This window comes from Pseudarthrobacter sp. S3, assembly GCF_050156905.1.
GTDB lineage: Bacteria > Actinomycetota > Actinomycetes > Actinomycetales > Micrococcaceae > Arthrobacter.
This window is the reverse complement of record NZ_CP189583.1, coordinates 3,132,264-3,148,401: the sequence shown is the minus strand read 5'-3', so window position 1 is coordinate 3,148,401 and position 16,138 is coordinate 3,132,264. Positions and strand designations below refer to the sequence as shown.

The following is a 16,138-nucleotide window of genomic DNA, read 5'->3' as shown; positions in this document are numbered from 1 at the left end:
ATGACCGCAACCCGTAACGTAAAGGGCCTGCTGGGCACGAAGCTCGGCATGACCCAGGTCTGGGACGAGAACAACAAGCTCATCCCCGTCACTGTGGTCCAGGCAGATTCGAACGTCATCACCCAGCTGCGCAACGCAGCCACTGATGGCTACGTAGCTGTTCAGATCGGCTACGGCCAGATCGATCCCCGCAAGGTCACCAAGCCGCTGGCTGGTCACTTTGAAAAGGCAGGCGTCACGCCTCGCCGCCACGTCGTCGAACTGCGCACTGCAGATGCTGACACTTACGAGCTGGGCCAGGAGCTTTCTGTTGAGCTCTTCGAAGCCGGCCAGAAGATCGACGTTATTGGCACCACCAAGGGTAAGGGCTTCGCCGGTGTTATGAAGCGTCACGGCTTCCACGGCGCTCCCGCCTCACACGGTGCTCACAAGAACCACCGTAAGCCCGGTTCAATCGGTGGCGCATCCACCCCGAGCCGCGTCTTCAAGGGCATGAAAATGGCCGGCCGCATGGGCGCCGTTCGTCACACCACGCTGAACCTCACGGTTCACGCAGTTGACGTCGAGAAGTCGCTGCTCCTCATCAAGGGTGCCGTCCCCGGCGCCCGCGGCCAGGTCGTCCTCGTACGCACCGCCGTGAAGGGAGCCTAGTTCAATGACTAGCACTGTCAAGGTTGACCTGCCTGCAGAGATCTTCGACGTTCAGACCAACGTGCCGCTGCTGCACCAGGTCGTCGTAGCCCAGCTCGCTGCTGCTCGCCAGGGTACCCACAAGACCAAGACCCGCGCCGAAGTTTCCGGTGCTGGTCGCAAGCCGTTCAAGCAGAAGGGCACCGGCCGCGCCCGTCAGGGTTCAATCCGTGCTCCTCACATGACCGGTGGTGGCGTAGTCCACGGTCCCACACCGCGTGACTACAGCCAGCGGACCCCCAAGAAGATGATTGCTGCTGCACTGCGCGGCGCACTCTCTGACCGGGCACGCAACGGACGCATCCACGTTGTTGCCGAACTGGTGGAGGGCACCAAGCCGTCCGTCAAGAACGCACTGGCAACGCTGCGCGAAGTTTCTGAGCGCAAGAACCTGCTGGTTGTCATCGAGCGCGCCAACGATGTTGCAGCACTTTCCGTGCGCAACCTCGCCGGTGTTCACGTTCTGTACGCAGACCAGCTGAACACCTACGACGTACTCGTCTCTGACGACGTTGTCTTCACCAAGGCTGCCTACGAAGCATTCGTTGCTGACCGGGCAGTAGCAAAGAACGAGGAGGATGCCAAGTGAGTGCAGCCACCATCAAAGACCCGCGCGACGTCGTGCTTGCACCCGTCGTATCGGAAAAAAGCTACGGCCTGATCGATGAGGGCAAGTACACCTTCCTGGTGGACCCCCGCTCGAACAAGACCGAGATCAAGCTGGCCGTGGAGAAGATTTTCTCCGTCAAGGTCGAATCGATCAACACCATCAACCGTGCCGGTAAGCGCAAGCGAACCAAATTCGGATGGGGTACCCGCAAGAACACCAAGCGTGCAATTGTGAGCCTCAAAGAAGGCACCATCGACATCTTCGGCGGTCCGCTCTCGTAGCGGAGACCACTTTAACGAGGAAATAAACTATGGGAATCCGTAAGTACAAGCCGACTACCCCGGGCCGTCGTGGCTCGAGCGTAGCGGACTTCACCGAAATCACGCGGTCGACGCCGGAAAAGTCGTTGGTACGTCCGCTGCCCAAAAAGGGCGGCCGTAACAACTCCGGTAAGATCACGACCCGTCACAAGGGTGGTGGCCACAAGCGCCAGTACCGTCTGATCGACTTCCGTCGCCACGACAAAGACGGCGTCAACGCCCGCGTTGCCGAAATTGAGTACGATCCGAACCGCACGGCTCGCATCGCCCTCCTGCACTACATTGATGGCACCAAGCGTTACATCATCGCCCCGAACAAGCTTTCCCAGGGTGATGTTGTTGAGGCAGGTTCCGGTGCTGACATCAAGCCCGGTAACAACCTGCCGCTGCTCAACATCCCGGTTGGTACCGTAATCCACGCAGTTGAACTGCGTCCGGGTGGCGGCGCCAAGATGGGCCGCTCCGCCGGCGCATCGATCCAGCTTGTTGCCAAGGAAGGCCGCTTCGCCCAGCTGCGTCTGCCTTCCGGCGAAATCCGCAACGTTGACGTGCGCTGCCGCGCAACCGTCGGCGAGGTCGGCAACGCCGAGCAGTCGAACATCAACTGGGGTAAGGCCGGCCGCATGCGGTGGAAGGGCGTTCGCCCGACCGTCCGTGGTGTCGCGATGAACCCGGTTGACCACCCGCACGGTGGTGGCGAGGGTAAGACGTCCGGTGGACGTCACCCCGTCAACCCGAACGGTAAGCGGGAAGGCCGCACCCGGCGTCCCAACAAAGAGAGCGACAAGCTTATTGTTCGTCGCCGTCGTACTGGCAAGAACAAGCGATAGGAGCCTGGACACATGCCACGCAGCCTGAAAAAAGGTCCTTTCGTTGACCAGCACCTCTTTGTAAAGGTAGCCAGGGAAAACGATAAGGGCACCAAGAACGTCATCAAGACCTGGTCCCGCCGTTCGATGATCATCCCCGACATGCTCGGGCACACGATCGCCGTACACGACGGACGCAAGCACATTCCGGTGTTTGTCACCGAGTCGATGGTCGGGCACAAGCTCGGCGAATTCGCTCCCACGCGGACATTCCGCGGCCATGTCAAGGACGACCGTAAGGGCAAGCGCCGCTAGGCGCCTGCACTTACGTCAAAGACGAGAGAAGGAAAGCAATGGAAGCCAAGGCAATTGCGCGTCACATCCGCGTAACGCCTATGAAGGCCCGGCGCGTCGTCAACCTTGTTCGTGGTAAGCAAGCGAATGAGGCTCTGGCAATTCTGAAGTTTGCCCCCCAGGCAGCTTCGGAGCCGGTATTCAAGGTAGTACAGTCGGCAATCGCAAACGCCCGGTCCCTCGCGGACCGCGACGGTGTTTCGTTTGACGAAAGCGACCTCATCATCAGCGAAATGTTCGTTGATGAAGGCCCGACCATGAAGCGGTTCCAGCCGCGTGCTCAGGGTCGTGCATTTCAGATCAAGAAGCGCACCAGCCACATCACTGTGGTAGTGGCTACACCTGAGAAAGAGGAGGCTCGCTAAGTGGGACAGAAAGTTAACCCGCACGGGTTCCGACTCGGCATCACCACCGATCACGTATCGCACTGGTTCGCTGACAGCACCAAGCCCGGACAGCGGTACAAGGACTTCGTTCGCGAAGACATCCGTATCCGCCAGCTCATGTCAGTTGGCATGGAGCGCGCCGGTATCGCCAAGGTTGAGATCGAGCGCACCCGTGACCGTGTCCGCGTGGATATCCACACGGCACGTCCCGGTATCGTTATCGGCCGCCGCGGCGCTGAAGCAGACCGCATCCGCGGCGAGCTTGAGAAGCTGACGGGCAAGCAGGTCCAGCTGAACATCCTCGAGGTCAAGAACCCCGAGATGGAAGCACAGCTTGTTGCCCAGGGCGTTGCTGAACAGCTGACTTCCCGTGTGGCTTTCCGCCGTGCGATGAAGAAGGCAATGCAGTCCGCCCAGCGTGCAGGTGCCAAGGGCATCCGTATCGCTTGCTCCGGTCGACTGGGTGGCGCAGAAATGTCCCGCTCGGAGTTCTACCGCGAAGGCCGTGTGCCCCTGCACACCCTCCGTGCGAACATCGACTACGGCTTCTACGAGGCCAAGACCACCTTCGGCCGCATCGGCGTGAAGGTCTGGATCTACAAGGGTGACGTCACCGCCAAGGAATTGGCTCAGCAGGCAGCTGCTGCTCCGTCCCGTGGCCGCGGCCCCAGCGACCGTCCGGGCCGCCCGGGTGGCGCCGGCGGCGCTGACCGTGGTGACCGCCGTCGTCGTACCGACCGTCCGGCAGCGGAGGCAGCTCCGGCTGCCGAGGCTCCGGCAGTTGAGGCTGCACCTGCTGCAGTAGAAGGAGGACAGGCTTAAATGCTTATCCCACGTCGAGTCAAGCACCGTAAGCAGCACCACCCGGGTCGTTCCGGCGCTGCTACGGGCGGCACCAAGGTCTCCTTCGGTGAGTGGGGTATCCAGGCTCTGAGCCCGGCATACGTCACCAACCGTCAGATCGAGTCTGCCCGTATCGCGATGACCCGCCACATCAAGCGTGGCGGCAAGGTCTGGATCAACATCTATCCTGACCGTCCGATCACCAAGAAGCCTGCCGAAACCCGCATGGGTTCCGGTAAGGGTTCGCCGGAATGGTGGGTCTCAAACGTCAAGCCGGGCCGGGTTCTCTTTGAGATCTCCGGTGTCGAGGAATCGGTAGCTCGCGAGGCCCTGCGCCTGGCAATCCACAAGCTCCCGTTGAAGGCACGCATTTTGCGTCGCGAAGGTGGTGAATAGAAATGTCAGTAGGATCCAAGGAACTTGCATCCGCACAGCTGGACACGTTCGACAACGAGCGCCTCGTTGAAGAACTCCGTAAGGCTAAGGAAGAGCTGTTCAACCTGCGTTTCCAGTCCGCCACCGGTCAGCTGGAGAACCACGGTCGTCTGCGCGCGGTAAAGAAGGACATCGCACGCATCTACACCGTTCTCCGTGAGCGCGAGCTGGGCATTCGTGCCGAGGTTGCCGCACCGGTTGTGGAAGCCAAGGAAGAGAAGAAGTCCAAGAAGGCTGCAGCCAAGAAGGCCGAAACGGCTGAAACGGTTGAGGCCGAGGAGGATGCCAAGTGAGTGAAAAGGACGAGAACGTGACGGAAACTGTTTCCGCAGCAGCTACGGCTGGCGAACGCGGTGACCGTAAGACGAAGCGTGGCTACGTAGTCTCGGACAAGATGGAAAAGACCATCGTTGTCCAGGTAGAAGACCGCGTAAAGCACGCTTTGTACGGCAAAGTCATCCGGCGCAACACGAAAATCAAGGCTCACGACGAAGAGAACAGCGCCGGCATCGGCGACCTCGTTCTCCTCGCCGAGACCCGCCCGCTGTCCGCTACTAAGCGGTGGCGTCTGGTCGAGATCCTCGAAAAGGCTAAGTAACACCCGCAGCCTGCCTGCAGGTACTGCACCGGAAACCCCCGTTCCCTCTTGGGAGCGGGGGTTTCCTGCGTTTTGCGGCGGGTGGGCTGGCTGGGCTTACCGGTGTCCGATAGTTGTGCTCTGGATGCCGCCGTGTGATATGGGAGATGGCCCCAACTGTGCTAGGATATTGAGTTTGTATGGCGCCCTCTGTGCGCCGTCATCAACCTCGTAAACAATCGTGCCACGGCATAGTGCCCCCTAGCGCCTCGGACCTGTCCGGATCCGCCTGGGAAGCAAATGTTTTTGGCACGGGAGTTTAGGCCTGGTCTGGCAAAATCCAGGCAGGTCAAGAGACACCCCGATCAACCGTTCCGCAAGGCTCATTCCGTAGGAAGATTTTCGGTCTGAGAACCGGCGCGACGCAAGGAGTAAATAGTGATTCAGCAGGAGTCGCGACTCAAGGTCGCCGACAACACGGGTGCTAAGGAAATCCTTACCATTCGCGTTCTCGGTGGATCTGGCCGTCGCTACGCAGGCATTGGCGACGTCATCGTCGCTACCGTCAAGGATGCAATTCCGGGCGGCAACGTAAAGAAGGGCGATGTTGTTAAGGCAGTCATCGTCCGTACCAAGAAGGAACGCCGCCGTGCGGATGGTTCCTACATCAAGTTTGACGAGAACGCAGCTGTGATCCTGAAGGCTGACGGTGACCCCCGCGGTACCCGTATCTTCGGACCGGTTGGTCGTGAACTTCGTGACAAGAAGTTCATGAAGATCGTTTCTCTGGCTCCGGAGGTGCTCTAGTCCATGGCTAAGATCAAAAAGGGTGACCTCGTTCAGGTCATCACTGGCGCCAAGGCTGAGCGCGGCGGCGACAAGGGTAAGCAGGGCAAGGTTCTGCGCGTATTCCCCGAGACCAACCGCTTGTTGGTTGAGGGCATTAACCGCGTAACCAAGCACACCAAGGCCGGTCAGTCGCAGCGCGGCACCAAGACCGGTGGCATCGAGGTCGTAGAAGCTTCGATCCACATCTCCAACGTGGCTCTGGTTGACCCGTCCACCAAGAAGCCCACCCGCGTCGGTTTCCGCACCGAGACCGTTGAGCGCGATGGCGTGAAGCGCGAAGTGCGTGTCCGCGTGGCCAAGAGCTCCGGGAAGGACATCTAATGACTGAGACTCTCGAGACTCCGGCAGCGAAGATCGTTCCTCGTCTGAAGACCAAGTACGCCGATTCCATCAAGAGCACGCTCGTTGAGGAATTCAAGTACAGCAACGTGAACCAGGTTCCCCGCCTGGTGAAGGTCGTTGTGAACATGGGTGTTGGAGATGCTGCTAAGGACTCCAAGCTGATCGACGGCGCTGTCCGCGATCTGACCCTGATCACCGGCCAGAAGCCGCAGGTAACCAAGGCCCGCAAGTCGATCGCTCAGTTTAAGCTGCGCGAAGGCATGCCCATCGGCGCACACGCAACTCTGCGTGGAGACCGCATGTGGGAATTCCTGGATCGTCTGGTCACGCTGGCTCTGCCCCGTATCCGCGACTTCCGCGGCCTCAGTGGCAAGCAGTTCGACGGCAACGGCAACTACACCTTCGGTCTGACCGAGCAGGTTATGTTCCACGAAATCGACCAGGATTCCATCGACCGCGTACGCGGCATGGACATCACGGTTGTAACCACCGCCAAGACCAACGACGAAGGCCGCGCGCTGCTTAAGGCACTCGGTTTCCCGTTCAAGGCCGAAGACTAATCTAACTACGTAACAGGTCCTTCGCTGAAGCTTAATGCGGCAGCGAGGAAACCGTTATGAGGAAGGGCAAGAGCCCAAATGACAATGACTGATCCGGTCGCAGACATGCTTACGCGTCTGCGCAATGCAAACTCGGCGTACCACGATTCCGTGTCCATGCCGTACAGCAAGCTCAAGGCACGCGTTGCGGACATCCTGAAGGCTGAAGGTTACATCGCCTCCTGGAAAGAAGAAGACGCAGAGGTTGGCAAGAAGCTGACCCTGGACCTTAAGTTCGGACCGAACCGCGAGCGTTCAATCGCTGGCGTTCGCCGTATTTCCAAGCCGGGCCTGCGTGTTTACGCAAAGTCCACCAACCTCCCGCACGTGCTCGGTGGCCTGGGTGTCGCAATCCTGTCCACCTCTTCCGGCCTCTTGACTGATAAGCAAGCCGGCAAGAAGGGCGTGGGCGGCGAAGTCCTCGCCTACGTCTGGTAACGGGAAAGGAAGAGAATAATGTCACGTATTGGACGTCTCCCCATCACCGTTCCTGCCGGCGTTGAGGTCAAGGTTGACGGCTCTGTCGTCAGCGTCAAGGGTGCCAAAGGCGAGCTGAACCACACTGTGGCCAGCCCGATCGAGGTTTCCCTGGAAGCAGAGACCCTGACTGTCGCCCGCCCGAACGACGAGCGCGCCTCCCGTTCACTCCACGGCCTGACCCGCACCCTGATCTCCAACATGATCGAGGGCGTTACCAAGGGCTACGAGAAGAAGCTTGAAATCGTTGGTACTGGTTACCGCGTACAGGCCAAGGGATCTGACCTTGAGTTCGCTCTCGGCTACAGCCACCCGGTAAATGTCACCGCACCGGACGGCATCACCTTTGCAGTTGAGACCCCGACCAAGCTCTCTGTTTCAGGTATCAACAAGCAGCAGGTCGGCGAGGTTGCTGCCAACATTCGCAAGCTGCGGAAGCCGGACCCCTACAAGGGCAAGGGCATCCGCTACGCAGGCGAAGTCATCCGCCGCAAGGTCGGAAAGGCTGGTAAGTAACCATGGCCATCTCAATTAACAAGAAGCGAACGAACAAGAGCAAGTCTGCTTCGCGCAGCCGCCGCCAGCTTCGTATCCGCAAGCGCATCTCCGGCACGGCTGTACGTCCTCGTCTGGTCGTCAACCGCTCCGCACGCCACGTATTCGTCCAGGTTGTCGATGACACCAAGGGCCTGACCGTAGCAAGCGCCTCCACACTGGAAGCCGACCTTCGTGCATTCGAAGGCGACAAGACCGCCAAGGCCAAGCGCGTTGGCGAGCTCGTTGCCGCTCGTGCCAAGGCTGCCGGTATCGAAGCTGTTGTCTTCGACCGCGGTGGTAACAAGTACCACGGCCGGATCGCCGCCGTCGCTGACGGTGCACGTGAAGGTGGGCTGTCACTGTGACGGAAGCAAACAAGGAAAAGGACACTGTGTCTGCAGATCAGAAGGCTACTGAAGCCGTAGCTGCTCCGGCCACTGAGACCACTGCGCCCGCAGCTGCTGCCGATGACCGCCGTGGTGGCGCTCGTCGTGGCGGCGAGCGTGGCGACCGTGCTCAGGGCGGTCGCGACGGCGGCCGTGGTGGCCGTGGTGGCCGCGACGGCGGCCGCGAAGCCGAGAAGAGCCAGTTCATTGAACGCGTTGTCACCATCAACCGCGTTTCCAAGGTGGTCAAGGGTGGTCGTCGCTTCAGCTTCACCGCTCTGGTCGTCGTTGGTGACGGTAACGGCATGGTCGGCGTGGGCTACGGCAAGGCTAAGGAAGTTCCCGCCGCAATCGCGAAGGGCGTAGAAGAAGCCAAGAAGTCCTTCTTCCGCGTTCCCCGCATTGGGAACACCATCCCGCACCGCGTTCAGGGTGAGGCCGCTGCCGGCGTCGTAATGCTGCGTCCGGCTTCCGCCGGTACCGGTGTTATTGCCGGTGGTCCGGTCCGCGCCATCTTGGAGTGCGTGGGCATCCACGACATCCTCTCCAAGTCGCTGGGTTCCTCCAACGCCATCAACATCGTTCACGCGACTGTTGCTGCGCTGAAGCAGCTCGAAGAGCCGGCAGCAGTGGCAGCACGCCGCGGCCTGCCGCTGGACGAGGTTGCTCCGCCGGCAATGGTGAAGGCAATCCTGAACCAGAAGGCGGGTGTCTAAGCCATGGCTAAGAACCTGATTCCCTCCGACCTTCAGTTGGAGATCACTCAGATCAAGTCCGCCATTGGCGGCAAGCAGAACCAGCGCGACACCCTTCGGTCCCTCGGCCTGAAGCGGATCGGACACACCGTTGTCCGCACCGCCGACGCCGTGACGGTTGGAATGCTCAACACGGTTCCGCACCTGGTAAAGGTAGAGGAGGCGAAGTAAATGGTAGAGAAAAAGATCGCCGCGGAGACTGCTGAGAAGCAGAACACGCTGAAGGTTCACCACCTGCGTCCCGCCCCGGGTGCCAAGACCGCCAAGACCCGAGTTGGTCGTGGTGAAGGTTCCAAGGGTAAGACCGCTGGTCGCGGTACCAAGGGTACGAAGGCCCGCTACCAGATCAAGGCTGGCTTTGCCGGCGGCCAGTTGCCGCTGCACATGCGCCTGCCGAAGCTGCGCGGCTTCAAGAACCCGTTCCGGGTTGAGTTCCAGGTTGTAAACCTGGACAAGCTCAACGAGCTGTTCCCGGAAGGTGGCGCAGTCACCGTGGAGAACCTGGTCGAAAAGGGTGCCGTTCGCAAGAACCAGCCCGTCAAGGTGCTTGGCACCGGCGACATCACCGTCAAGGTTGACGTCACCGTCCACGCATTCTCGGCCAGCGCCGCGGAAAAGATTGCAGCAGCAGGCGGAAGCACCACCGCGCTCTAGTAGACGGTGGGCGAACGCCCGTTGTGAACTCCCGGTGTGCAAGGCCCTCAGGGCCCTGCACGCCGGGAGTTTTTTTCACATCCGCCGGCCGACTATTTCCGCCCGTTCGCCGCAATCGCGGGTTCGCGGATTGTTCGCATGGCCGATCCACCCGTTAGACTCGGTTGTTGGGATTATTGTCCCCCATCACACCACGCTTATAAACAACACAGGAGGACGCTTGCTTAGCGCATTTGGCCGGGCCTTTCGCACGCCTGACCTGCGACGCAAGTTGTTGTTCACGCTGGCAATCATCACAATCTTCCGCTTGGGTGCCTTCATCCCCTCGCCTGGTGTGAACTACCAGAATGTCCAGCAATGCTTGCAGAACGGTCAGAGCGCTGGCGGGCTTTATCAGCTCGTCAACCTGTTCAGCGGCGGTGCCTTGCTTCAGGTGTCCATCTTCGCGCTGGGCATCATGCCGTACATCACGGCCAGCATCATTGTGCAGTTACTTCGGGTGGTCATTCCCCGGTTCCAGGAGCTGTACGAGGAGGGCGCCTCCGGGCAGTCCAAACTCACCCAGTACACGCGGTACCTCACCATTGCCCTGGGCCTGCTGAACGCCACGACGCTGGTATCGCTGGCACGTTCGGGCCAGCTGCTCCCTGGCTGTGCCCTGCCGATCATTCCTGACAACAGCATCATCACCACCATCCTGCTGATCATCACGCTGACCGCCGGTACCGGGCTCATCATGTGGATGGGCGAACTCGTTACCGAAAAGGGTGTGGGTAACGGCATGTCGCTGCTCATCTTCACCTCGATCTCGGCACAGTTCCCCACCTCGCTCGGTGCCATCTGGAGCTCGCAGGGTCCGGGAACCTTCTTCCTGGTCCTGATCATCGGCCTTGTGACGGTTGCCCTGGTGGTGTTCGTGGAGCAGTCCCAGCGCCGAATCCCGGTGCAGTACGCCAAGCGGATGATCGGACGCCGGACCGTCGGCGGCACCAGCACCTACATCCCCATCAAGGTGAACATGGCAGGCGTGATCCCCGTGATCTTCGCATCGTCCATGCTCTACCTGCCGGGACTGATCTCACAGTTCAATCGGCCCAAAGCGGGCGAAGCTCTCGCGCCGTGGGTTGAGTGGATCAACAACAACCTGACCCGAGGCGACCACCCGATCTATATGGCGCTGTACTTCGCCATGATCGTGTTCTTCACCTACTTCTACGTCGCGATCACCTTCAACCCTGAAGAGGTCTCCGACAACATGAAGAAGTACGGCGGTTTCATCCCGGGTATCCGTGCCGGAAAACCGACCGCGGATTACCTGCAGTACGTGCTCTCCCGGATCACGCTGCCCGGCGCCATGTACTTGGGCTTCGTGGCGCTGATTCCGCTGGTGGCATTGGTACTGATCAACGCGAACCAGAACTTCCCGTTCGGTGGCACCTCGATCCTGATCATGGTGGGCGTTGGCCTTGAAACCGTCAAGCAAATAGATGCACAGCTACAGCAACGTCACTACGAAGGGCTTTTGCGATGACGAAAATGTTGATTATTGGACCCCCCGGTTCCGGAAAAGGAACGCAAGCGGAACGCATTTCCGAGCGCCTCGGCGTCGTGGCGATTTCCACCGGTGATATCTTCCGCGCCAATGTGAAGGGCGAGACTCCTCTTGGCATCGAAGCCAAGAAGTACATGGACGCCGGGGATTTCGTTCCGGACAGCGTCACCAACAAGATGGTGCGCGACCGCCTCAGCGAGCCGGACGTGGAAAACGGCTTCCTCCTGGACGGCTACCCGCGCACCACGGCGCAGGTGGACTACCTGGACGGTATCCTCGCGAACAGCGAAGAAAAGCTCGACGTCGTCCTGCAACTCACAGCCGATGACGAGGAACTCGTCGCTCGCCTGCTGGGCCGTGCCAAGGAAACCGGCCGGAGCGACGACAACGAAGCCGTCATCCGCCACCGCTTGGACCTGTACCACGAGCAGACCGAAGCCGTTGTGGCCAAGTATGCCGAGCGCGGCATCTTGACCCAGGTTGACGGGATCGGCGGCATCGACGAGGTCACCGACCGCGTGATGCAGGCTATCAAGGCAGCCCAGGCCGCCTAAGCCTGGCACACCAGCTTTTCGAGGCTCCTCCCGGCATCCGGGAGGAGCCTCAGCTATTGAGAGGACACACCATGGCCTTCGGCCAGCCCCGTATCGAATACAAGACCAACGCCCAGATGCGCCTCATGCACGACGCCGGGCTGGTGCTGAGCCGCGCGCTCGACGCCGCTGTGGCGGCCGCCGCTCCCGGCGTCACCACCAAGCAGCTGGACGATGTTTTCGCCGCGGTGGTGAACAAGGCTGGAGCCAAGTCGAACTTCCTTGGATACCACGGCTTCCCCGCCACCATCTGCACCTCCGTGAACGAGGAAGTGGTCCACGGCATCCCCGGCGGCAAGGTCCTCAACGACGGCGACATCATCTCGATCGACGGCGGCGCGATTGTTGACGGCTGGCACTCCGACTCTGCACGGACCGTCATTGTGGGCAATGTTGACCCCGAGGACCAGCGGCTTTCCGATGTCACCCAGGCCGCGATGTGGCGCGGCATCGCCGCGCTGGCCACGGGCAGCCACGTGGGCGACATCGGCGCAGCCATCGACGACTACGTCGCGTCCGTGCCGGGCAAGCCGCTGGGCATCCTGGAGGACTATGTGGGCCACGGCATTGGCTCCGAAATGCACATGGCCCCTGATGTCCTGAACTACCGCACCAGCCACCGCGGTCCCAAGATCAAGCCCGGACTGTGCCTCGCCATCGAGCCCATGCTGGTCCGCGGCAGCATTGACACCGCCGTGCTGGAGGACGACTGGACCGTGGTGACCACCGACGGCAAGCGCTCGTGCCAATGGGAGCACTCGGTTGCGGTCCATGAAAAGGGGATCTGGGTACTCTCAGCCCCCGACGGCGGAGCGGAGCACCTGGTGCCGCTCGGCGTCGTGCCTGTTCCGATCCCGTAGGTCCTTCGACGCAGCTTTGCCGTCGACGCGCAAAATCCCTGCCGCTACCTGAATACCGGTAGCGGCAGGGATTTTGCGTATCGCAGGGCACTTAGTGCATCGTCAGGCCTTGAGCTTCGGCTTAACGTCCTTGTTGTAGATTCCCTCGAGTGTGGCCTTCAGCTCGGTCATGGTGGCCTTTACGTCGCCTTCCTGGGTAAGGATCTTGGCGGCAGCCTTGGCCATCTCCTGGTCGGCGCCTGGGAGGAACACGCGGGCGCGGTCCTGCACCTTGGTTACGGCAAGTTGGTCCATGGCGGTCTTGATCTGGGGAGTTCTGGCCAGCACTGCTGTCATGTCGGCGGAGGTGCGGGTCGGCATGTATCCGGTAGCGGCGGAGAATGCTGCCGTGTTTTCAGGCTCGGTCATGAACTTCAGGAACGTTCCCGCGGCGAGCTGTTCCTCCTTGCTGATACCGCTCGGGATGCCCAGGCCGGCGCCGCCTGTGGGGCAAACTCCGGTTTTCGCTTTGGGGCCGCCGGGAAGGAAACCTACGCCAACGTTGAAGGTGGCAGACTTCAGCACCCCGAGCAGGGAACCAGTCGAGGAGATGGTGGAGGAGGTCAGACCGGCCGAGAAATCGTCGGCGGCTTCCTTGGACGAGACCCCCGCCCAGGCGTGCTTATAGATGGAGTCCTGGGCCCACTGCAATGCTTCCACCGATTCGGTCGAATCACAGGTGATCTCCCAGTCCGTTGACCAGCCGCCGCCCCAGCCCCAAAGGTTGTTCTGCAGGGTCCAGCCTGCGTAGCCGGCCAGGGCGGGGTAGATGTAGGCATACTGTGCACCCGAGGCCGCTTTCAACTTCGGGGCCCACTCGCCAAATTCCTGCCACGTTGCGGGCGCCCGGTCCGGCAGGCCTGCGGCCGCAAAGTGGTCCTTGTTGTAGTAGAACAGCGGCGTAGAGCGCCCGTAGGGGAGCGCCCACTGCCTGCCGTCGTACTTGTAATCGTCAACGAGGGATTGTCGGAAATCGTCGACTTTGATGTCCAGCTCCTTGATCAGCCCGTCGACCGGAATGATGCTGCCGTTCGTGAAGTAGCGGAACCACCAGACATCGGACAGGACCACAACAGCGGGCAGCCCCGATTTGGCGGCCTGCGAGGTCTGGAACTTCTGCGCGATTTCCTCGTAGTTCGCACCGGCCGTGACCAGGTTTACTTTGATGTCCGGGTACTTCGCGTGGAATTTTTCGATGATGGATTTCTCGACGTCCTGGGACTTGCCCGGGTGGTTGGACCAGAAATCGATCTTCGCGGCCGGCTTGACGCCGCTGAAATCAATGTCCGCCGCTTTACTTGCTGCCGGGGTGCCGCCCGTGTCAGGGCCCCCGCAGGCGGAAAGCGCGGCCGCACTGGCGGTGACGCCGGCCAGGCCCAGGAAGTGCCGTCGGTCAAGATTCGTGGTCATGATGGTTCCTTTCGGTTGTTGCCTTAAAGGGAATTGCTGCTTCTGGTGGAAGAACGACGGCGGACGCGGGTCAGCCGGTAACGCTGCCTTGGGTGAGGCCGGCAACGATGTAGCGCTGCAGTGCTGCAAAGATCACCAGGATGGGTACGATGACCAGCACAGCGCCGGCCATGAGGATGCCCCAGCCGGAGGCGTTGCTTTCGGAGTTCTGCAGCAGCGTCAGGCCGACCGGCAGGGTCATGGTTTCCGGACGGTCCGTGATGATGAGCGGCCAGATGTATTCGTTCCATTCACTGACAACCGTCACCAGCGCCACTGTGGCAATGGAAGGAACTGAGACAGGGACCACGATCTGCCACAGGCGGCGCCAGTGACCTGCGCCGTCAATCTCGGCGGATTCCAGGATCGACGCTGGCAGGGTCAGGAAGTGTTGCCGAAGGAGGAACGTTCCGAATGCGGTTCCCAGTCCTGGGAGGATGATGCCCCAGAGAGTATTTTTGCCGCCCATGCCGGCAATCAGAATGTAGTTGGGCAGGATGGATACCTGCGGCGGCACCATCAGGGCCACAAGAATCAGTATGAAGATGGCGTTTTTGAACGGGAAGCGGACAAACACCAGCGCATAAGCGGTCAGGATGGCCAGTAACACCTTGACGGTGGCGCCAACCACGGTCACGATCGTGCTGTTGATGAAGAACTGGGCGAACGGCACGGTGGTCATGGCGATGTTGTAGTTCTCCACGTTGACGCTGTTCGGAAGAATCTGCAGGTCCGTGGTGATGATTTCACCAGGCTGTTTGAGGGAACTCAGGATCATCCACAGCAGGGGCAGGAAAACCACCATCGTGGCAACAACGAGCGGAATGTACCCGCCGAGAATTGTCTGGAGCAGGTTCCGGGCCGAGAACGGACGCTCCCGGGGCACGAATGCTTCAGGATGGACCAGCGGGGGAGCGCTCGGGTCGGGGTTGACCGGCGACAGGGAACTCATGAGTAGTGCACCTTTCGTTCCACGAAGCGGAGTTGGAGCAGGGTGACAACCAGCAGGATGGCAAACAGGACCACGGAAATCGAGGCGGAGTATCCGGCCCTGTTGAAGGCCCCGAATGCCTGCAGGTAGGCCTCGTAGATCAGGGTGCTGGTGCCAGTCCCGAGCGGCGTCATTATCCGGATCAGGTCGAAGGCCTGAAGGGAGCTCAGCATGCTGGTGATGAGCAGGAAAAAGGTGGTGGGTGACAGCAGCGGGATCGACATACTGACGAAGCGCCTGAATCCGTTCGCCCCATCGAGCGAGGCGGCTTCCATAACGTCCTGGGGCAGTGACTGCAGGCCGGCAAGGTACACCACGGCGCAGTATCCGAGGTTTTTCCAGATGTAGACGAGGATGACCATCACCAGGGAAAGCTGCGGGTCATTGATCCACTGCGGGCTCTGCTGTCCCAGACCGCGGAGGATCCAGGCCAGCACACCGTAGCCGGGATCGAAAATGAACAGCCAGACCAGGCCCACCCCCACGCCGGACAACACGTACGGGGCGAAAACAGCCGACCTAGCGAACGTTGTGCCGCGGACCTTGGAGTTCAGCGCCAGAGCTATGAGCAGGCCTAGGATCATGGAACCGCCCACTGTCACCAGGGTGAACACTGCCGTGGTGCCGAGCACTTTGGTAGCGTCGTTGCTGCTGAAGAAGGTGACGTAGTTGTCCAGTCCCACCACCGTTGCCGATGCCGAACCCAGGGTCCAGTCAAGGGTCGAGTAGTAGATATTGCTGATGAGCGGGCGGTAGGTAAACACGGCAATGAGTACGAGGTTTGGGAGTGCCAGCGCCAGGAACACGAAGAAGTCCCGCCGGGCCCGACCGGACCAGTGCCTCGGGCGTCGCCGCATTGGCGGGCCAGGAGGGCCCGGCGGCTCTGTGGAAAGTGTGGAGGCGAGTTGACGAGTCATGAGGGTCTCCAACGGATCGGGGCCCGCACTAGGCGGGCCTTGCGGGCAGGGGATCTAGCCATACTTCACCACACGGACGGTGAGCAGAATCCCGCATAAGCCCTCGCCAGAGGA

25 protein-coding genes are annotated in these 16,138 nt (G+C 60.8%); 22 read left to right on the top strand and 3 right to left on the bottom strand.

Annotation, left to right across the window (positions count from 1 at the left end):
- From rplC to map, 22 genes are all read left to right on the top strand, one after another.
- Positions 1 to 651, top strand: coding sequence for a 50S ribosomal protein L3 (rplC, locus tag ACQCSV_RS15095; protein ID WP_160673120.1), 651 nt, complete (start codon positions 1 to 3; stop codon positions 649 to 651).
- A 4-nt stretch (positions 652 to 655) separates the two neighbouring features.
- Complete coding sequence (gene rplD, locus ACQCSV_RS15090; RefSeq protein WP_185261226.1) at positions 656 to 1,279, top strand: 50S ribosomal protein L4; 624 nt, start codon at positions 656 to 658, stop codon at positions 1,277 to 1,279.
- Positions 1,276 to 1,581, top strand: a complete 306-nt coding sequence (gene rplW / locus ACQCSV_RS15085) for a 50S ribosomal protein L23 (protein ID WP_018773664.1) — start codon at positions 1,276 to 1,278, stop codon at positions 1,579 to 1,581. The genes rplD and rplW overlap by 4 nt, the downstream gene beginning before the upstream one ends.
- A 29-nt stretch (positions 1,582 to 1,610) precedes the next feature.
- A complete protein-coding gene (gene rplB, locus ACQCSV_RS15080) occupies positions 1,611 to 2,450 on the top strand; it encodes a 50S ribosomal protein L2 (protein WP_185261225.1) in 840 nt (279 codons plus the stop codon).
- Between the two features lie 12 nt (positions 2,451 to 2,462).
- A complete protein-coding gene (gene rpsS / locus ACQCSV_RS15075; RefSeq protein WP_011775591.1) occupies positions 2,463 to 2,744 on the top strand; it encodes a 30S ribosomal protein S19 in 282 nt (93 codons plus the stop codon).
- Between the two features lie 38 nt (positions 2,745 to 2,782).
- Positions 2,783 to 3,148 (top strand): 50S ribosomal protein L22, encoded by a 366-nt coding sequence (gene rplV / locus ACQCSV_RS15070; RefSeq protein ID WP_056344381.1) that lies wholly within the window; start codon positions 2,783 to 2,785, stop codon positions 3,146 to 3,148.
- A complete protein-coding gene (gene rpsC / locus ACQCSV_RS15065; protein WP_056344378.1) occupies positions 3,149 to 3,991 on the top strand; it encodes a 30S ribosomal protein S3 in 843 nt (280 codons plus the stop codon). It begins immediately after the preceding gene.
- Positions 3,992 to 4,408 (top strand): 50S ribosomal protein L16, encoded by a 417-nt coding sequence (gene rplP, locus ACQCSV_RS15060; protein WP_056344375.1) that lies wholly within the window; start codon positions 3,992 to 3,994, stop codon positions 4,406 to 4,408. It begins immediately after the preceding gene.
- 2 nt (positions 4,409 to 4,410) lie between these two features.
- Positions 4,411 to 4,740: a 50S ribosomal protein L29 gene (gene rpmC / locus ACQCSV_RS15055; RefSeq protein ID WP_282329479.1), complete on the top strand. Its 330-nt coding sequence runs from the start codon at positions 4,411 to 4,413 to the stop codon at positions 4,738 to 4,740.
- Positions 4,737 to 5,045, top strand: a complete 309-nt coding sequence (gene rpsQ / locus ACQCSV_RS15050) for a 30S ribosomal protein S17 (protein ID WP_056344371.1) — start codon at positions 4,737 to 4,739, stop codon at positions 5,043 to 5,045. Before rpmC ends, rpsQ begins: the two co-directional genes overlap by 4 nt.
- A 417-nt stretch (positions 5,046 to 5,462) precedes the next feature.
- Positions 5,463 to 5,831 carry a 50S ribosomal protein L14 gene (gene rplN / locus ACQCSV_RS15045; protein ID WP_024366126.1) on the top strand — a complete coding sequence of 123 codons (369 nt, stop codon included), beginning with the start codon at positions 5,463 to 5,465 and terminating at the stop codon, positions 5,829 to 5,831.
- A 3-nt stretch (positions 5,832 to 5,834) separates the two neighbouring features.
- Positions 5,835 to 6,194 (top strand): 50S ribosomal protein L24, encoded by a 360-nt coding sequence (rplX, locus tag ACQCSV_RS15040; RefSeq protein ID WP_185261221.1) that lies wholly within the window; start codon positions 5,835 to 5,837, stop codon positions 6,192 to 6,194.
- Positions 6,194 to 6,775, top strand: a complete 582-nt coding sequence (gene rplE / locus ACQCSV_RS15035) for a 50S ribosomal protein L5 (protein WP_185261220.1) — start codon at positions 6,194 to 6,196, stop codon at positions 6,773 to 6,775. The genes rplX and rplE overlap by 1 nt, the downstream gene beginning before the upstream one ends.
- Before the next feature lie 78 nt (positions 6,776 to 6,853).
- The gene (gene rpsH / locus ACQCSV_RS15030; RefSeq protein WP_056344363.1) at positions 6,854 to 7,252 is read left to right on the top strand and encodes a 30S ribosomal protein S8; all 399 of its coding nucleotides are present in this window, start codon (positions 6,854 to 6,856) and stop codon (positions 7,250 to 7,252) included.
- 18 nt (positions 7,253 to 7,270) lie between these two features.
- Positions 7,271 to 7,807: a 50S ribosomal protein L6 gene (rplF, locus tag ACQCSV_RS15025; protein ID WP_056344361.1), complete on the top strand. Its 537-nt coding sequence runs from the start codon at positions 7,271 to 7,273 to the stop codon at positions 7,805 to 7,807.
- A gap of 2 nt (positions 7,808 to 7,809) precedes the next feature.
- On the top strand, positions 7,810 to 8,193 hold the full coding sequence (gene rplR / locus ACQCSV_RS15020) for a 50S ribosomal protein L18 (protein WP_056344358.1): 384 nt from the start codon (positions 7,810 to 7,812) through the stop codon (positions 8,191 to 8,193).
- Complete coding sequence (gene rpsE, locus ACQCSV_RS15015; protein ID WP_056344356.1) at positions 8,190 to 8,930, top strand: 30S ribosomal protein S5; 741 nt, start codon at positions 8,190 to 8,192, stop codon at positions 8,928 to 8,930. Before rplR ends, rpsE begins: the two co-directional genes overlap by 4 nt.
- Before the next feature lie 3 nt (positions 8,931 to 8,933).
- On the top strand, positions 8,934 to 9,140 hold the full coding sequence (gene rpmD, locus ACQCSV_RS15010) for a 50S ribosomal protein L30 (RefSeq protein ID WP_056344352.1): 207 nt from the start codon (positions 8,934 to 8,936) through the stop codon (positions 9,138 to 9,140).
- On the top strand, positions 9,141 to 9,623 hold the full coding sequence (gene rplO, locus ACQCSV_RS15005) for a 50S ribosomal protein L15 (RefSeq protein ID WP_354153316.1): 483 nt from the start codon (positions 9,141 to 9,143) through the stop codon (positions 9,621 to 9,623). It begins immediately after the preceding gene.
- A 220-nt stretch (positions 9,624 to 9,843) separates the two neighbouring features.
- A complete protein-coding gene (secY, locus tag ACQCSV_RS15000; RefSeq protein ID WP_354153317.1) occupies positions 9,844 to 11,154 on the top strand; it encodes a preprotein translocase subunit SecY in 1,311 nt (436 codons plus the stop codon).
- A 5-nt stretch (positions 11,155 to 11,159) separates the two neighbouring features.
- Positions 11,160 to 11,729, top strand: coding sequence for an adenylate kinase (locus ACQCSV_RS14995; protein WP_185263815.1), 570 nt, complete (start codon positions 11,160 to 11,162; stop codon positions 11,727 to 11,729).
- Between the two features lie 71 nt (positions 11,730 to 11,800).
- On the top strand, positions 11,801 to 12,628 hold the full coding sequence (map, locus tag ACQCSV_RS14990; protein ID WP_426938709.1) for a type I methionyl aminopeptidase: 828 nt from the start codon (positions 11,801 to 11,803) through the stop codon (positions 12,626 to 12,628).
- Between the two features lie 102 nt (positions 12,629 to 12,730).
- Here map and ACQCSV_RS14985 read toward each other — a convergent pair whose 3' ends face one another.
- The 3 genes from ACQCSV_RS14985 to ACQCSV_RS14975 all read right to left on the bottom strand — a co-directional run bounded on the left by ACQCSV_RS14985 (position 12,731) and on the right by ACQCSV_RS14975 (position 16,024).
- Positions 12,731 to 14,077 (bottom strand): ABC transporter substrate-binding protein, encoded by a 1,347-nt coding sequence (locus ACQCSV_RS14985; RefSeq protein ID WP_354153319.1) that lies wholly within the window; start codon positions 14,075 to 14,077, stop codon positions 12,731 to 12,733.
- A 70-nt stretch (positions 14,078 to 14,147) separates the two neighbouring features.
- Entirely contained in the window at positions 14,148 to 15,068 is a 921-nt protein-coding gene (locus tag ACQCSV_RS14980; RefSeq protein WP_354153320.1) for a carbohydrate ABC transporter permease, read from the bottom strand.
- On the bottom strand, positions 15,065 to 16,024 hold the full coding sequence (locus ACQCSV_RS14975) for a sugar ABC transporter permease (protein WP_354153321.1): 960 nt from the start codon (positions 16,022 to 16,024) through the stop codon (positions 15,065 to 15,067). Before ACQCSV_RS14975 ends, ACQCSV_RS14980 begins: the two co-directional genes overlap by 4 nt.
- Between the last annotated feature and the right edge of the window lie 114 nt (positions 16,025 to 16,138).

Bases quoted from the DNA above. Each gene is read 5' to 3' on its own strand.
- rplO (WP_354153316.1), top strand. From the start codon at position 9,141: ATGGTAGAGAAAAAGATCGCCGCGGAGACTGCTGAGAAGCAGAACACG.
- rplF (WP_056344361.1), top strand. From the start codon at position 7,271: ATGTCACGTATTGGACGTCTCCCCATCACCGTTCCTGCCGGCGTTGAG.
- rplR (WP_056344358.1), top strand. From the start codon at position 7,810: ATGGCCATCTCAATTAACAAGAAGCGAACGAACAAGAGCAAGTCTGCT.
- ACQCSV_RS14985 (WP_354153319.1), bottom strand. From the start codon at position 14,077: ATGACCACGAATCTTGACCGACGGCACTTCCTGGGCCTGGCCGGCGTC.
- ACQCSV_RS14995 (WP_185263815.1), top strand. From the start codon at position 11,160: ATGTTGATTATTGGACCCCCCGGTTCCGGAAAAGGAACGCAAGCGGAA.
- map (WP_426938709.1), top strand. From the start codon at position 11,801: ATGGCCTTCGGCCAGCCCCGTATCGAATACAAGACCAACGCCCAGATG.
- rplC (WP_160673120.1), top strand. From the start codon at position 1: ATGACCGCAACCCGTAACGTAAAGGGCCTGCTGGGCACGAAGCTCGGC.
- rplE (WP_185261220.1), top strand. From the start codon at position 6,194: ATGACTGAGACTCTCGAGACTCCGGCAGCGAAGATCGTTCCTCGTCTG.
- rplD (WP_185261226.1), top strand. From the start codon at position 656: ATGACTAGCACTGTCAAGGTTGACCTGCCTGCAGAGATCTTCGACGTT.
- rpmC (WP_282329479.1), top strand. From the start codon at position 4,411: ATGTCAGTAGGATCCAAGGAACTTGCATCCGCACAGCTGGACACGTTC.
- rplX (WP_185261221.1), top strand. From the start codon at position 5,835: ATGGCTAAGATCAAAAAGGGTGACCTCGTTCAGGTCATCACTGGCGCC.
- rpsH (WP_056344363.1), top strand. From the start codon at position 6,854: ATGACAATGACTGATCCGGTCGCAGACATGCTTACGCGTCTGCGCAAT.
- rplP (WP_056344375.1), top strand. From the start codon at position 3,992: ATGCTTATCCCACGTCGAGTCAAGCACCGTAAGCAGCACCACCCGGGT.
- rpsS (WP_011775591.1), top strand. From the start codon at position 2,463: ATGCCACGCAGCCTGAAAAAAGGTCCTTTCGTTGACCAGCACCTCTTT.
- rplV (WP_056344381.1), top strand. From the start codon at position 2,783: ATGGAAGCCAAGGCAATTGCGCGTCACATCCGCGTAACGCCTATGAAG.
- rplB (WP_185261225.1), top strand. From the start codon at position 1,611: ATGGGAATCCGTAAGTACAAGCCGACTACCCCGGGCCGTCGTGGCTCG.
- ACQCSV_RS14975 (WP_354153321.1), bottom strand. From the start codon at position 16,024: ATGACTCGTCAACTCGCCTCCACACTTTCCACAGAGCCGCCGGGCCCT.
- rpmD (WP_056344352.1), top strand. From the start codon at position 8,934: ATGGCTAAGAACCTGATTCCCTCCGACCTTCAGTTGGAGATCACTCAG.
- ACQCSV_RS14980 (WP_354153320.1), bottom strand. From the start codon at position 15,068: ATGAGTTCCCTGTCGCCGGTCAACCCCGACCCGAGCGCTCCCCCGCTG.